This window comes from Sphingomonas sp. LR59 (genome assembly GCF_036855945.1).
Taxonomy (GTDB): domain Bacteria; phylum Pseudomonadota; class Alphaproteobacteria; order Sphingomonadales; family Sphingomonadaceae; genus Sphingomonas.
On record NZ_JASPFL010000001.1, the window covers coordinates 1,297,338 to 1,311,744 of the forward strand.

Here is a 14,407-nt window from a genome sequence, read left to right on the forward strand (position 1 = left end):
CATGACGCGCGTCCAGCCGCTGGCGGTGTCGATGGGCGATCCTGCCGGGATCGGGCCCGAGATCATCGCCAAGGCGTGGGATGCGCGTGAGGCCTATCGCTTGCCCCTGTTCGTGGCAGTCGGCGATGCGCGGGCGATCGAGCGTGTCTGGGCGGGGCCGATCGCTCGCGTTGCGGACATGACCGCCGCGGCCGAGGCGTTCGCGACAGCATTGCCGGTGCTCACCGTTGGCGATGCCGGCGCGATCGTGCCCGGAGAGCCGGACGCCGATGGTGCGCGGTGCGCGCTGCATTCGCTGGAGCTCGCCGTCGGCCTCGTCCGCACGGGCGCCGCGCGGGCGCTGGTCACGGGGCCCGTGTCCAAATCCCAGCTGTATGCGATCGGCTTCAGTCATCCGGGGCAGACCGAGTTCGTAGCCGAACGCTACGGCGTCGCGGGCGACAACGCTGTGATGATGTTGGCCGGACCTTCGCTGAAGGTGGTGCCGATCACGACGCACGTGCCGTTGAAAGACGTGTCCGCGCTGCTGACGGTCGATCTGATCGTCGCCAAGGCGCGCGCGACCGCACGTGGACTATTGCGGAACTTCGGCATCGAGAACCCGCGGCTCGCCTTTGCAGGGTTCAATCCGCATGCCGGCGAACAGGGTGCGCTTGGCCGGGAAGAGATCGATATCATCGCGCCGGCGATCGCGATCCTCCGCGAGGAAGGCATTGATGCGACCGGGCCGTTTGCGGCGGACACGATGTTCCACCCGCGCGCGCGAGAGACCTATGACGTCGTGATGTGCTGCTATCACGACCAGGCGCTCGTCCCGTTGAAGACGATTCATTTCGACGAAGGCGTCAACATGACGCTTGGCTTGCCGATCGTGCGGACATCGCCCGATCATGGCACCGCGTTCGCGATTGCTGGCAAGAACCTCGCCGAACCCGGCGCGATGATCGCGGCGATCGCGATGGCGGGTGAAGCAGCGGACCGACGCGCGCAGACCGCCGCCCAGTCGTGAGCGGACCAGCTATGACGGACCTCCCCCGCTGCGCGAGGTGATCGCGCGCTATGGACTGAACGCGAGCAAGGCGCTCGGGCAGAATTTCCTGTTCGACGGGCAGCTGCTCAAGCGCATCGCGGCGGTGCCGGGTGATCTTCAGGATGCCGAGGTGCTCGAAGTTGGGCCTGGCCCGGGTGGGCTGACACGGGCGTTGCTCGCTGCGGGCGCGCGGGTGACGGCGATCGAGCGTGACCGGCGCTGTATCCCGGCGCTGGCCGAACTCGGCGAGGCGTATCCGGGGATGCTGCGCGTGATCGAGGGCGACGCGATGGAGATCGACGCGCCGTCGCTGTTCGAGGGCAAGCCGCATATCGTGTCGAACCTGCCGTATAACATCGGCACGGCGTTGCTCGTCGGGTGGCTGTCGACGTCGTGGCTGCCGTGGTGGCAGTCGTGCACCCTGATGTTCCAGAAGGAAGTCGCCGAGCGGATCGTCGCGAAGACCAATGACGATCATTATGGCCGGCTGGCCGTGCTGGCGCAGTGGCGCTCGACCGCGCGAGATCGCGATGCCGGTGCACCGGTCGGCCTTTACGCCGCCGCCCAAGGTCATGTCGGCGGTGGTGCATCTGACTCCGGTCGACGCGCCGGAGGGAGTGAATTTCGCTGTTCTGGAACGGCTGACGGGCGCCGCGTTCGGGCAGCGGCGGAAGATGTTGCGGCAGAGTTTGAAGGGTGTGCCGGGCGCGCTCGATGCGCTGGAGCGGATCGGGGTGGAGGCTACGCGCCGGGCGGAGACGTTGTCGGTGGAGGATTTCGTGGCGCTGGCGAAAGCGGTCGGAGCGCCCCGGGGCGACTAGCCTACACGCGCAGGACATTTCGAGGAGTACCTCCCCGGCGGAGGCCGGGACCCAGTTGGAAAGGGCGTAGTAACGACCCGCCGTCCGAAGTTATAACCGTTCCCCAGCTGGGCCCCGGCCTCCGCCGGGGAGGTGCAGCTTTCGCGGGAATCCTCAGTCCTTGGCGGCGACCGGCGTCTTGTCGACTTGAGCCGTTGCAATCGGTGGGCCCTTGGCGATCACCGCGGCAAGTTGCGTCGCCTCGGGGCACGCGCCCTTGCAGAGCGTCCGGATCTTCACGAGATTGTCCTTCGCGCGCACCACCGCACCCTTGGCGACCAGCGCCTCGCCCTGGCCCTTCAGCGCCGCGACATCGTTCGGTTCGAGCAGCAGCGCCTCGCGGTACAGCCGGATCGCCTTGCCCGGCAGATCGCGGCTCTCGGCGACCTGGGCAAGCAGCAGGAACGCCGCGCGGTTGCGCGGGTCGACCGCGACCGACGTTTCCAGCACATCGGTCGCGCCGTCGAGATTGCCCGCCGTCATCAACGAACGCCCCTGCGCTAGAAGCTGCATCGAGCGGGCATCGATCTGCGCGTCGGGACGCTGCCCGCTGAGCGAGGTCGATACGCACACGAGAGTCAGCGTGGCGGCAAGGGCAACGGACGAAAAACGCATGAACGTCTCCAGGCGGGTCATTTACCGGCTGGCTAGCACGCAGCCCGGAGGCGCGCGACAAAAAAGCCGTCGGTGCCGTCGCGGCCTGGTTCGAGGCGGACGCCGTGGCCGTGCTTAGCGCCGGCGGGGAGCGTCAACGGCTCAGTGGTCCAGCCGGGGTGCGCGTTGAGGAACCAGCTGACCTGGTCAGTGCCCTCGGCGTCGAGCAGCGAGCAGACGATGTAGACGAGCGCGCCGCCGGGCTTGACCAGCGTGGCGGCGACCGAGAGCACCTGCTGCTGCGTCGATTGCAGCCGCGAGACGCGATCGGGGGTGAGCCGCCAGCGCGCCTCGGGGTTTCGCCGCCAGGTGCCGGTGCCCGAGCAGGGGGCGTCGACAAGCACGCCGTCGGCGCGCCCCGCCCATTCGCTGAGCGCTTCGATCTCGCGCGTCGGATTTAGCAGCCGGCTCTCGACGATCGTCGCACCGGCGCGGGTCGCGCGGGGGCAAGGCGCGAAAGGCGGTTGCGGTCGGTGTCGCAGGCGAGGATCACGCCTTCATTCTTCATCGTTGCGGCCAACGCGAGCGTCTTGCCGCCGGCGCCTGCGCAGAGATCGACGATCCGTTCGCCGGGCTTTGCCTGCATCGCGAGGCCGACCAGCTGGCTGCCTTCGTCCTGCACCTCGAGCGCGCCTTCGTTGAAGAGCGGGAGCGCTTCGACGTTAGTGCCGGTGGGGAGGCGGATGCCGTCCGGGGCGTGGGGGGTGGCTTCGGCGTCGGGAAGTGCTGCGAGGACGGTCGCGCGGTCGGCGATCAGCGTGTTGACGCGGAGATCGAGCGTGGCGCGACCGGCTAGATCTGTAAGGGCGGCACCGTCGAGGCCTGAAGCGCGGAGTGCCTTGCTCAGCCACTGCGGTGCGACGCCGGCGCGGGCGCGGGGTTCATCCTTGGCGATCGGGGCGGGCGCATGGGTGGAGCCGTCGAAGGTTGCGGCGACTTCCGGATCGGCGTCGGCGACGAGGAGCATCGCGGTACGGCCATTTTCGGGGCGGTCGCCGGCCTTGCGGATTGCGGCGTAGACGAGTTCGCGGACCGCGCGGCGGTCCTTCGAGCCGGCGTAGCGGCGGGTGGCGAAATAGCGGGCGATCAGCGTGTCGGCGGCGGCGCCGGACTCGCGGGCGGCGGCGATGATCTGGTCGAGGAGCTCGATCGCGGCTTGCGTGCGTGCGGGGAGTCACTTCTGAGCTCCCGACTTCGCGTGGGTTCTGGGGGAGGCTAGGTACGGAGTGTTCGTCATCATCCCCTCCCTAGCCCCTCCCGCGGGCGGGAGGGGAATAATTTCGGGTTGGCCGCCACGCAGCAGCGCATCCCACCCGTTCACCCGACATTCCTTTCCCCGTCTCATCCCTTTCCCGTCATCCCGGCGAACGCCGGGACCCATGGTTGCGATTTGGATGATGGTTGCGCGCTACGCTGGGTCCACCGTGTCCGTGGGTCCCGGCGTTCGCCGGGATGACGGAAGGGTGCGACCATTGTCACGTCGTTCTGGCTTAGGACCCGCATACAATCGTCATCCCCGCGCAGGCGGAGATGACGATTGTGAGTAGGGATACTTCCCAGTCGCTGGCCAGTGAGCAAGCGGCAACCGACCCAAGCCCGCTTCCCTTTCCAGCGAGGGGGAAGCGCCGTTACCGCGTCGGGTAGTTCGGCGCTTCGCGCGTGATCGTGACGTCGTGAACATGGCTCTCCATCAACCCGGCACCGGTGATCTGCACGAACTCCGCCCGCGCCTGGAGATCCGGGATCGTCGCGGAGCCGGTATAGCCCATCGCTGCCTTGATCCCGCCGACGAGCTGATGAACGACATCTCTTGCCGGGCCCTTGTAGGCGACCTGGCCCTCGATACCCTCGGGGACGAGCTTCAGCTGGTCCTTGATGTCACCCTGGAAGTAACGATCCGCCGACCCGCGCCCCATCGCGCCGACCGAGCCCATGCCGCGGTACGACTTGTATGCACGGCCCTGGTACAGGAACGTCTCGCCTGGGGCCTCGTCGGTGCCTGCGAGCAGCGAGCCGATCATGACCGTCGACGCGCCGGCTGCTAGCGCCTTCGCCATGTCGCCCGAGGTGCGGATGCCGCCGTCGGCGATCACGGGGACACCGGCCTTGTGGCCTGCCTCGGCGCAATCCATCACCGCGGTCAGCTGCGGCACGCCTACTCCGGCGACGACACGCGTAGTGCAGATCGAGCCCGGGCCGATGCCGACCTTGATCCCGTCCGCGCCAGCACCGATCAGCGCACGCGTCGCTTCGCCGGTGGCGACGTTGCCTGCCACCACCTGCACCGAGTTGGACAGCTTCTTCACGCGCTCGACCGCACGGCCGACGTCGCGGTTGTGGCCGTGCGCGGTGTCGATCACGATCAGGTCGCAGCCGGCGTCGACCAGCTGTTCGGTCCGATCGAAGCCCTTGTCGCCGACCGTCGTCGCGGCGGCCACGCGCAGGCGGCCCGCCTCGTCCTTGGTCGCATCGGGGAACATCACCGCCTTCTCGATGTCCTTGACCGTAATCAGACCGACGCAGCGATACTGCGCGTCGACCACCAGCAGCTTCTCGATCCGGCGGGCGTGGAGCAGGCGACGAGCCTCTTCCTTGCCGACTTCGGTCGAGACGGTGGCGAGATTCTCGTGCGTCATCAGCTCGCTGACGGGCTGTTTCGGATCGCCCGCGAACCGCACGTCGCGGTTGGTGAGGATACCGACGAGCTTGCCATCCGCTTCGACCACCGGGATGCCGCTGATGCGGTGGCCCGACATGAGGGCCTGCGCCTCGCCGAGAGTCGCGGTCGGCTTGATCGTGATCGGGTTGACCACCATGCCCGACTCGAACCGCTTGACCTGACGGACCGCGATGACCTGCTCCTCGACGGTCAGGTTGCGGTGGAGCACGCCGATGCCGCCGAGCTGCGCCATTACAATGGCCATGTCGGCTTCGGTGACGGTGTCCATCGCGGAGGACAGGATCGGGATGTTGAGCGCGATGCCGCGCGTCAGCTGCGTGCGGGTATCGGCCTGGCTTGGCAGCACGTCCGATTCCCCGGATACAGGAGGACGTCGTCGAAAGTGAGGCCGAGGCGGATATCCATGAGAGCTGCCGTTCCTGGGTATGAGGTGGCGCGCCATGTAACCAAAGGCGCGGCGTACGGCTAGGCCTGTCCTTCAGCGACGTGCTATAGCGGTGCGATACACGGATGGGGGATTGTTCGATGGGCCTGATCGTTGCCGCGCTCCTGCTGGCGCTGGTGCTGCTGTACCTCTTCACCAGCATCAAGATCGTCCACCAGGGCTATCAATATACGATCGAGCATTTCGGCCGATTCACGACGGTCGCCCGGCCTGGGTTCAATTTCTACCCGGCGTTCTTCTACCGCGTCGGGCGGAAAGTGAACATGATGGAGCAGGTGATCGACATCCCCGGCCAGGAGATCATCACCAAGGACAATGCGATGATCTCGACCGACGGGGTCGTGTTCTTCCAGGTGCTGGACTCGGCGAAGGCGGCGTATGAGGTGTCGGACCTGTACCAGGCGCTGTTGCAGCTCACGACGACCAACCTGCGCACCGTGATGGGATCGATGGACCTCGACGAAACGCTGTCGAAGCGCGACGAGATCAATGCGCGGCTGCTCAACGTGGTCGATCATGCGACGACGCCGTGGGGCGTGAAGATCACGCGCGTCGAGATCAAGGACATTCGGCCGCCGGCGGATATCGTCAATGCGATGGGGCGGCAGATGAAGGCCGAGCGCGAGAAGCGGGCTAACATTCTGGATGCGGAGGGTTCGCGGGCCTCGGAGATTCTCCGTGCCGAGGGCCAGAAGCAGGCGCGGATCCTCGAGTCCGAGGGGCGCAAGGAATCTGCGTTCCGCGATGCCGAGGCGCGCGAGCGGGCTGCCGTTGCTGAAGCTTCGGCAACGCGCGCGGTGTCTCAGGCGATCGAGGAAGGTGGCGCGCAAGCGATCAATTACTTCATCGCGCAGAAATATGTCGAGGCGATAGGGAAGTTCGCAACCTCGCCCAATGCGAAGACGATCCTGTTTCCGGTCGAGGCTACGCAGTTGATGGGGACGCTTGGCGGGATTGGCGAACTGGCGAAGGATGCTTTGCGTGACGCGACTGCTTCACCGCCGGCAAAGCCTGCTGCTCGGGGGCCGTTCGAGCTCTCGAAGTCGACCGAGGTTCCGAAGAACTGATGGACGTGATCGGGGCGGCTGGTGCTTGGTTGATCGCGGCGCTCGTGCTCGGGATCGCCGAGCTGGCGGTGCCGGGGGTGTTCTTGGTGTTTCTCGCCATCGCGGCGGCAGTGACCGGGGTGGCGGTGTACGTGTTGCCGGACTTGCCGGTGGCGGCGCAACTTGGTGCGTTCGCGGTGTGGAGTGCGGTTACGGTGCTGATCGGGAAGCGCTGGTACCGGGATTATCCGGTCGAGGGTGGGGATCCGATGTTGAACGATCGGTCTGCTCGGCTGGTGGGTCAGGTTGTGGTGGTGGAGACTGCGATTGTTGCCGGGCGTGGACGGGTGCTCGTGGGCGACGGAAGTTGGCCGGCTCGGGGTGCGGATGCGGGGGTTGGGGCTCGAGTCCGGGTAACGGCGGTGAGGGACGGCGAAGTGATGGTGGAGCCTCTCGACCCGTCATCCTGACGAAAGTCAGGACCCAGAGCCACGAACCGCACCGCCTGATACTCTGGGTCCTGACTTTCGTCAGGATGACGGGTGGGGAAAGGGCACGCCGTATCACGTGCCCTCACCTTCCCACCCGACTTCGTCGTGCGGGCCCCTTCCTCTCCCCCGAGGGAAGAGGAGTTTTAGGCGGCCTCGCGAACCTTCGGCGCCGCTTGCCGGACACCCTCGTCGACATGCTCGGCGAATTGCGCGAAGTTTTCGACGAACAGGTCGACCAGCTTGGCGGCCGTTGCGTCGTACGCATCCTTGTCTGCCCAAGTCGTGCGCGGATCCAAGATGGCGCTGTCGACGCCCGGTACACTTACCGGGACCTGGAACCCGAAGTTCGGGTCCGTCCGGAACTCCGCATCGTTCAGGCTCCCATCGAGTGCGGCGTTTAGCAGCGCCCGCGTCGCCTTGATCGGCATGCGGTTGCCGACGCCGTATTTGCCACCGGTCCAGCCGGTGTTGACAAGCCAGCAATAGACGCCGCCCTTCGCGATTCGGCTCTTGAGCAGATTGCCGTACACCGACGGATGCCGCGGCATGAAAGGTGCGCCGAAGCAGGTCGAGAAGGTCGCATCGGGCTCGGTCACGCCGATCTCGGTCCCGGCGACACGCGCGGTGTATCCGGAGAGGAAATGGTACATCGCCTGGTCGGGCGTCAGCTTCGCGATCGGCGGCAGCACACCGTACGCGTCCGCGGTCAGCATCACGATGTTGCGCGGCACCGGCCCCATGTTCTCGGCCGACGCATTCGGGATGAAGTCAATCGGATACGCGCCGCGGCTGTTCTCGGCCAGCGTATGATCGTCGAGATCGAGCAACCGCGTCGCCGGGTCCATCACGACGTTCTCCAGCACCGTCCCGAACCGCTTGGTCGTCGCGAAGATTTCCGGCTCGGCATCCGCGGAGAGGCGGATCATCTTGGCATAGCACCCGCCCTCGAAATTGAAGACCGCAGTGTCGGACCAGCCATGCTCGTCGTCGCCGATCAGCGTGCGGCTGGCATCAGCCGACAGCGTCGTCTTGCCGGTGCCCGACAGCCCGAAGAACACCGCGGTGTCGCCGTTCGCGCCCATGTTCGCCGAGCAGTGCATCGGCATCACGCCGGTCGGTGGGAGCAGATAGTTGAGTAGGCCGAACACCGACTTCTTCATCTCGCCAGCATATTTGGTGCCGCCGATCAGGATCAGCTTGTCGGTAAAGTTCACCGCGATCACGGTCTCGCTCCGGCAGCCGTGACGCGCTGGGTCTGCGCGGAAGCTCGGCAGATCGACGATCGTGTACTCCGCGACGAAGTCCTTCAGTGCCGCCTGTTCGGGCCGGACCAGCATCGTCCGGATGAAGAGGTTGTGCCACGCCAGTTCGGTGACGACGCGAACTTGCACGCGGTGATCGGCCTGCGATCCGCCGTACAGATCCTGCACGAACAGCTCGTCCTTCTGCGCCAGCACCGCGAAGAAATCTTCCTTCAGTGCGGCGAAATGCGCGGGCTCCATCGCCTTGTTGCTTTTGCCCCACCAGACGGTCGCGTCGGTTTCGGCATCGCGGACGATGAACTTGTCCTGCGCCGATCGCCCGGTATGCGCGCCGGTCTCGACCACTAGCGGACCGTCGGCGGACAACGTCCCCTCGCGCCGTTCCAGCGCCGCCTCGACGAGCTGCGCGGTAACCAGGTTCCAGTGCAGATTGGCGCGGGTTTCGATCCCCTGCGCGGATAGGCCGACGGCCGGAATACGCTCGCTCGACACGGCATCTCTCTCCTAAGTTTTTATCGCATACGTATGTATGTCGTTGCGGCCGGCTGTACGGGTCAGCTTTCCACCGGTCAAATCCACTGAACCACGACGCTGTCCCGATACGGCTTTAGTTGAGTGGCGCGGCGGTTTGCCCTACGCCGACACGCCAACGACCGAGGCAAAGCTTCCCAGATGACGGCAACGATCGCGCTGGTCGACGACGACCGCAACATCCTGACATCCGTGTCGATCGCGCTGCAGACCGAGGGCTTCGTCACGCGCGTCTATTCGGACGGCGAGACGGCGTTGAAGGCGCTGACTGACAACCCGCCCGATCTCGCGGTGTTCGACATCAAGATGCCGCGCATGGACGGGCTCGAACTGCTGCGTCGGCTGCGCGAGAAGAGCCAGATCCCGGTGATTTTCCTCACCAGCAAGGACGACGAGCTCGACGAGGCGCTCGGGCTCGCGATGGGCGCGGACGACTATATCGCGAAACCGTTCTCGCAGCGGCTTCTGATCGCCCGCATCCGCGCGATCCTGCGGCGGACCGAGCTGACGCAATCGCCGGGGACGGAGACTGAGGCTGAGGCTGCCGGGCCGCTCGATCGCGGTCGTCTGAGCATGGACCCTGCGCGGCACCGGACTTTGTGGGGCGGCGAGCCTGTTACGCTGACCGTCACCGAGTTCATGATCCTCGAAACGCTCGCCCAGCGCCCTGGCATCGTCAAGACGCGCAACCAGCTAATGGATGCGGCGTACCAGGACGATATCTATGTCGACGACCGGACCATCGACAGCCACATAAAACGACTCCGCCGCAAGTTCCGGCAGGTCGACCCAGCCTTCGACGCGATCGAGACATTATATGGTGCCGGGTATCGATTTTCTGAGGAATGAGCTGGGCGTCGACGGCCGCGATCTCACGCTGCGGTGGTCGGGCCAGATCTCGCTCACGCGGCGGATCCTGGCGGTCAACATCTTCGCGCTGCTGCTGCTCGCGGGTGGGTTCTTTTATCTCGATTCCTACCGCAGCCGGGTGGTCGACAACCGTGTCGCACAGACCGCGCGTGAAGCGCGGCTGATCGGCGAGGCGATCGCCGCGGTCGATCCGACGCTGCGCGATCCGCTGGTGGTCAGGCTCGCGCGGGACACGGGCTCGCGTATCCGGTTGTTCGACGGCACGGGACGGACGACCGTCGACAGCCGTGCGCTGGGCCTTCGCAATTTCGTGCTGATGGACCCGGACAAGGAAGATTGGGACCAGACGATCGCCCGCTTCCTGGACGCGGCGATCGACGTCATCGTCATGGCGCCGCGCCCACCGCTCTACCGCGAGCGCAGCAGTACGCAGCAATGGCCCGACGTGACGGCGGTCCGCGGACGCAGCATGGTATCGACGACGGTCTGGCGAGCGCCCGATCGTACGCCGGTGCTGACCGCCGCCGCGCCGCTGCCGATGGGCGGGGTCGTGATGACCACGGTCAACGCGCGCGACATCACGAAGACGGTGCGGATCGAGCGGTTCCGGCTGAGCATGGTCCTGCTCGGCGTGTCGATCGTCTCGATCCTGCTGTCGCTGTTCCTCGCGCGCACGATCGTCCGCCCGCTCCGCCGCCTTGCGCGGGCCGCGGTCCGGGTTCGGCTAGGTCGTGCTCGCGAAGTCGTCGTCCCCCGCCTCCCCTCGCGCCGCGACGAACTCGGCATGCTCGCACGCGCCCTGTCCGACATGAGCCTCGCGCTCAGGGCCCGCATCGACGCAACCGAGGCGTTCGCCGCCGACGTCACGCACGAGATGAAGAACCCCCTCGCCTCTCTCAGGTCCGCAGTCGAGGGATTGTCGCGGGTGAAGGATCCAGCGTTGCAGGCGCAATTGCTCGCGATCGTCCGCGACGACGTCCGCCGGCTCGACCGCCTGCTCTCCGATATCTCCGAAGCGTCACGGCTCGACGCACAGCTCAGTCGGGCGAAGTTCGAGCCGGTCGATGTCACCGCCATGATCGACGGTCTGGTCGCGCAACGCGACGCACGCGGGGTCGAGCGTGGTATCCGCCTACGGTTCGATCGCAACCCCGACGATCGCACGGTCATATTCGGCGAAGGCGCGCGGCTCGAACGAGTCTTCGAGAATTTGATCGACAACGCGCTCTCCTTCTCGCCCGACGCAGGCCTGATCGCGATCTCCGCAATCCGCGAAGGCGAGGAGCTCGTCATCCGCGTCGAGGACGAAGGTCCTGGCGTTCCGGAAGAGGCGCGCGAAGACGTGTTCAAGCGCTTCCACTCGGTCCGCCCCGACAGCGAGACGTTCGGCCAGCATTCTGGATTGGGGCTGGCGATCGCGCGGACGATCGTCGACGGCCATCAGGGCACGATCTTCGTCGAATCCCGCGAAGACCGGCTCGACGGCGCGCGCTTCGTGGTAAGGCTACCGCTCGCCGACATGCCGGAGTAAGGACGCTTGGTGGTCGTCCCCTCCTCCGACAGGCTCCACGCCACCACGGTCGCCATCGGCGGCGTGGCGGTGATGATCGAGGGTGTGTCCGGATCGGGCAAGTCCGACCTCGCCTTGCGCCTAATCGACCGCGGTGCGGTCCTCGTCAGTGACGACCAGACACTCGTGATCCGTGCCGGCAAAATGCTCCGCGCACGCGCTCCGGCGACCATCGCCGGGCGGATCGAAGTCCGGGGGATCGGTATCCTCGCCATGCCCTATGTCGAGGATGTTCCCGTCGGCCTGCTTGTCCGCGTCGATGGCGCGATAGACCGCATGCCCGAACGCCGCGCCCGAAAAATCGCCGGGATCGAAATCCGTCAGTTCGCGGTCGATCCGTTCGAAGCCTCCGCACCGATCAAGGTCGAACTCGCATTGCGCAATCCGGAGCCTCTAGAATGATGTGTTCGCCATGACTCGACCGAAGGACATCCTACTCGTCACCGGCATGTCTGGGGCGGGCAAGTCGACCGTCCTCAAGACGCTCGAGGATCTCGGCTGGGAGGTCGTCGACAACCTCCCGCTGTTGCTGCTCGACCGCCTCCTCGATGCACCGCTTCCCGAAGGATCGACCGACGATTCGCGACCGCTCGCGATCGGTATTGGCGCAAGGACCCGAGATTTCGATCCGGAGCGGATCATCCGCCGGATCCGCGATCTGCGTGATCGGCACGGCTTGGAGGTCGGGATCCTGTTCCTCGATTGCTCCGGTAGCGAGCTCGAACGCCGCTATTCCGAGACGCGGCGGCGGCACCCGCTCGCGCTCGATCGTCCCGCCAATGACGGCATCGGTCGCGAGCGCGAGCTGCTCGCCCCGTTGCGCGACTGGGCGAACCGGCTGATCGACACCACCGACATGGCGGCGAACGAGCTCGCCCAACAAATCCGCACGAGCTTCGGTGGCGACGACCTCGGTGAGCCGACGCTGTCGATCCGATCGTTCGGGTTCGCCCGCGGGCTACCGCGCAACGCCGATCTGGTGTTCGACATGCGCTTTCTCCGTAATCCGCACTGGGACGCAGCACTGCGTCCCGGTACCGGGCTCGACGCAGACGTCTCTGCCTACATCATCGAAGATCCCGCCTACGAGGCTGCGGTGAGTCGAATCGAGGAGCTGCTGATGTTGTTGCTCCCGCGCTACCGGGCGGAGGGCAAGTCCTACGTCACGGTGGCATTCGGGTGTACCGGAGGGAGACACCGGTCGGTACATGTCGCCGACCGCGTGGCGCGACGGTTGCGCGACGCGGGATTTTCGCCCAGTATCATGCACCGCGACCTGGGGGCCGCTCCACAAGATGCGCTCGAAGGATCACCGGTCGTCTTATGAGTATGAAACGCTGATATGATCGGCCTTGTTCTAGTAACCCACGGTCGATTGGCCGAGGAATTCGTTCGCGCGATGATCCATGTCGTCGGCCCGCAAGAGCGCGTCGCGCCGATCGCGATCGGTCCCGACGACGATATGGAAGAACGCCGCGCGGATATCGCCGCCGCGATCCAGGCGGTCGATGTCGGCCGCGGCGTGATCGTGCTGACCGACCTGTTCGGCGGCACCCCCTCCAATCTTGCCATCTCGCTGATGGAGCGCGGGCGGATCGAGGTGATCGCGGGCATGAACCTGCCGATGCTGATCCGGCTCGGCTCCGCGCGGAAATCGATGACGGTCGTCGCTGCGGTCGCGGCCGCACGGGAGGCGGGTCGCAAATATATCTCGGTAGCGTCCGAGGTTCTCGGCGAGGCAGCTGCGTGAGCCAGGTCTCGCGCACCGTCCAGATCACCAACCGCCGCGGGCTCCACGCGCGGGCCAGCGCCAAGTTCGTCACACTCGCCTCTTCGCATCCGGTCGAGGTTAGCGTCACGAAGGACGGGTCGGATCACGTCACCGGCACGTCGATCATGGGGCTGATGATGCTTGGCGCGGCGATGGGCGATGCGATCACGATCAGCGCGAGCGGCGATGGCGCCGAGCATACGGTTGCCGCGCTCGCCGAACTGGTCGAGGCGAAGTTCGGCGAGGATTGACGATCTTCCCCCTCCCGCTTGCGGGAGGGGTCGGGGAGGGCATGAGCGACGGCGTGTTTACAAACCCCTCCCCCAACCCCTCCCGCACGCGGAAGGGGCGCTAGATGCCCCGCGAGATAACCGCCTTTTCGAACCCGCTGATCAAGTATGTCCGCGACCTGCGCGACAAGCGACATCGGCGTGCGGCCAAGCAGTTCCTCGCCGAGGGTTTGCGCATCCTGACCGAAGCGCGCGAGACGGGACGCCTGCCCCGCACCTTGTTCTACGCCGCGGCAAGCGCGAACCATCCGTTGGTGCACGCGCTGTCGATGGACGTCGAGGATGCCGGCGGCGATTCGATCCAGACCACGCCCGACATTCTCTCGAAGCTGTCGGGCAAGGATAACCCGCAGGCGGTCGTCGGCGTGTTCGACGAGTTCGACGCGACGCTCGAAGACCTCGATCGCACCAGCTCCGGCATCTGGCTCGTCGCGGAACGCCTGCGCGATCCCGGCAATCTTGGCACAATCCTGCGCACCGGCGACGCGGTCGGCGCGGGTGGACTGATCCTGATCGGCGAGTCGGTCGACCCCTTCTCGGTCGAGGCGGTCCGCGCGAGCATGGGCGCGCTGTTCACGATCCCGGTGGTGAAGACCGAATGGGAGCCGTTTCACGCCTGGCTGCGCACCGGCCCCGGACAACTGGTCGGGCTGAGCCTCGACACCGACACCGACTACCGGTCCGCGACCTATACCGGCCCGACCTTCCTGCTCACCGGCAACGAAGCGCAGGGCATGCCGCCCGAAATGGCCGAAGCCTGCGACGTGCTGGTCAAGATTCCAATGCTGGGCAAGGCGGACAGCCTCAACGCCGCCGTCGCAACGGCCGTGATGGCCTATGAAGTGCTTGCCCGGCAGGAAAAACCCTAATCCGGAGCCTCAACCGTTAATTTTCCCCGATTGGCGAT

Annotated in this window: 12 protein-coding genes and 3 pseudogenes; 11 read left to right on the forward strand and 4 right to left on the reverse strand. The window is 66.1% G+C overall.

Features of this window, described 5'->3' with window-relative positions:
• Position 1: 1 nt before the first annotated feature.
• Together pdxA and rsmA are read left to right on the forward strand one after the other, a co-directional pair.
• Positions 2-1,009 carry a 4-hydroxythreonine-4-phosphate dehydrogenase PdxA gene (gene pdxA, locus QP164_RS05845; protein WP_333922501.1) on the forward strand — a complete coding sequence of 336 codons (1,008 nt, stop codon included), beginning with the start codon at positions 2-4 and terminating at the stop codon, positions 1,007-1,009.
• 28 nt (positions 1,010-1,037) lie between these two features.
• A pseudogene (gene rsmA, locus QP164_RS05850) lies at positions 1,038-1,851 on the forward strand (16S rRNA (adenine(1518)-N(6)/adenine(1519)-N(6))-dimethyltransferase RsmA).
• 153 nt (positions 1,852-2,004) lie between these two features.
• Here rsmA and QP164_RS05855 read toward each other — a convergent pair.
• From QP164_RS05855 to guaB, 3 genes and pseudogenes are all read right to left on the reverse strand, one after another.
• Entirely contained in the window at positions 2,005-2,505 is a 501-nt protein-coding gene (locus QP164_RS05855) for a tetratricopeptide repeat protein (protein WP_207894042.1), read from the reverse strand.
• Between the two features lie 32 nt (positions 2,506-2,537).
• Positions 2,538-3,694, reverse strand: a pseudogene (locus QP164_RS05860) (RsmB/NOP family class I SAM-dependent RNA methyltransferase).
• A 478-nt stretch (positions 3,695-4,172) separates the two neighbouring features.
• Positions 4,173-5,629, reverse strand: a pseudogene (guaB, locus tag QP164_RS05865) (IMP dehydrogenase).
• Between the two features lie 120 nt (positions 5,630-5,749).
• Between guaB and QP164_RS05870 the strand changes: the two are divergent.
• Both QP164_RS05870 and QP164_RS05875 read left to right on the forward strand, forming a co-directional pair.
• A complete protein-coding gene (locus QP164_RS05870; RefSeq protein WP_107955605.1) occupies positions 5,750-6,736 on the forward strand; it encodes an SPFH domain-containing protein in 987 nt (328 codons plus the stop codon).
• Positions 6,736-7,185, forward strand: a complete 450-nt coding sequence (locus QP164_RS05875) for an NfeD family protein (protein ID WP_333922503.1) — start codon at positions 6,736-6,738, stop codon at positions 7,183-7,185. The genes QP164_RS05870 and QP164_RS05875 overlap by 1 nt, the downstream gene beginning before the upstream one ends.
• Before the next feature lie 164 nt (positions 7,186-7,349).
• Here QP164_RS05875 and QP164_RS05880 read toward each other — a convergent pair whose 3' ends face one another.
• Entirely contained in the window at positions 7,350-8,960 is a 1,611-nt protein-coding gene (locus QP164_RS05880; RefSeq protein ID WP_333922504.1) for a phosphoenolpyruvate carboxykinase, read from the reverse strand.
• A gap of 180 nt (positions 8,961-9,140) precedes the next feature.
• Here QP164_RS05880 and QP164_RS05885 point away from each other — a divergent pair, with 180 nt between their 5' ends.
• The 7 genes from QP164_RS05885 (at position 9,141) to QP164_RS05915 (ending at position 14,369) form a co-directional block, all read left to right on the forward strand.
• Positions 9,141-9,848, forward strand: coding sequence for a response regulator transcription factor (locus QP164_RS05885; RefSeq protein WP_056058673.1), 708 nt, complete (start codon positions 9,141-9,143; stop codon positions 9,846-9,848).
• Entirely contained in the window at positions 9,817-11,400 is a 1,584-nt protein-coding gene (locus QP164_RS05890) for a sensor histidine kinase (protein ID WP_333922506.1), read from the forward strand. Before QP164_RS05885 ends, QP164_RS05890 begins: the two co-directional genes overlap by 32 nt.
• Positions 11,401-11,406: 6 nt before the next feature.
• Positions 11,407-11,841, forward strand: a complete 435-nt coding sequence (locus tag QP164_RS05895; RefSeq protein ID WP_132733995.1) for an HPr kinase/phosphorylase — start codon at positions 11,407-11,409, stop codon at positions 11,839-11,841.
• A 10-nt stretch (positions 11,842-11,851) separates the two neighbouring features.
• Positions 11,852-12,766 (forward strand): RNase adapter RapZ, encoded by a 915-nt coding sequence (rapZ, locus tag QP164_RS05900; protein WP_333922507.1) that lies wholly within the window; start codon positions 11,852-11,854, stop codon positions 12,764-12,766.
• A gap of 15 nt (positions 12,767-12,781) precedes the next feature.
• Positions 12,782-13,189: a PTS sugar transporter subunit IIA gene (locus QP164_RS05905; RefSeq protein ID WP_056058662.1), complete on the forward strand. Its 408-nt coding sequence runs from the start codon at positions 12,782-12,784 to the stop codon at positions 13,187-13,189.
• On the forward strand, positions 13,186-13,461 hold the full coding sequence (locus QP164_RS05910) for an HPr family phosphocarrier protein (protein WP_132733989.1): 276 nt from the start codon (positions 13,186-13,188) through the stop codon (positions 13,459-13,461). The genes QP164_RS05905 and QP164_RS05910 overlap by 4 nt, the downstream gene beginning before the upstream one ends.
• Positions 13,462-13,565: 104 nt before the next feature.
• Positions 13,566-14,369 (forward strand): TrmH family RNA methyltransferase, encoded by an 804-nt coding sequence (locus QP164_RS05915; RefSeq protein ID WP_333922508.1) that lies wholly within the window; start codon positions 13,566-13,568, stop codon positions 14,367-14,369.
• The last annotated feature ends 38 nt before the right edge of the window (positions 14,370-14,407 follow it).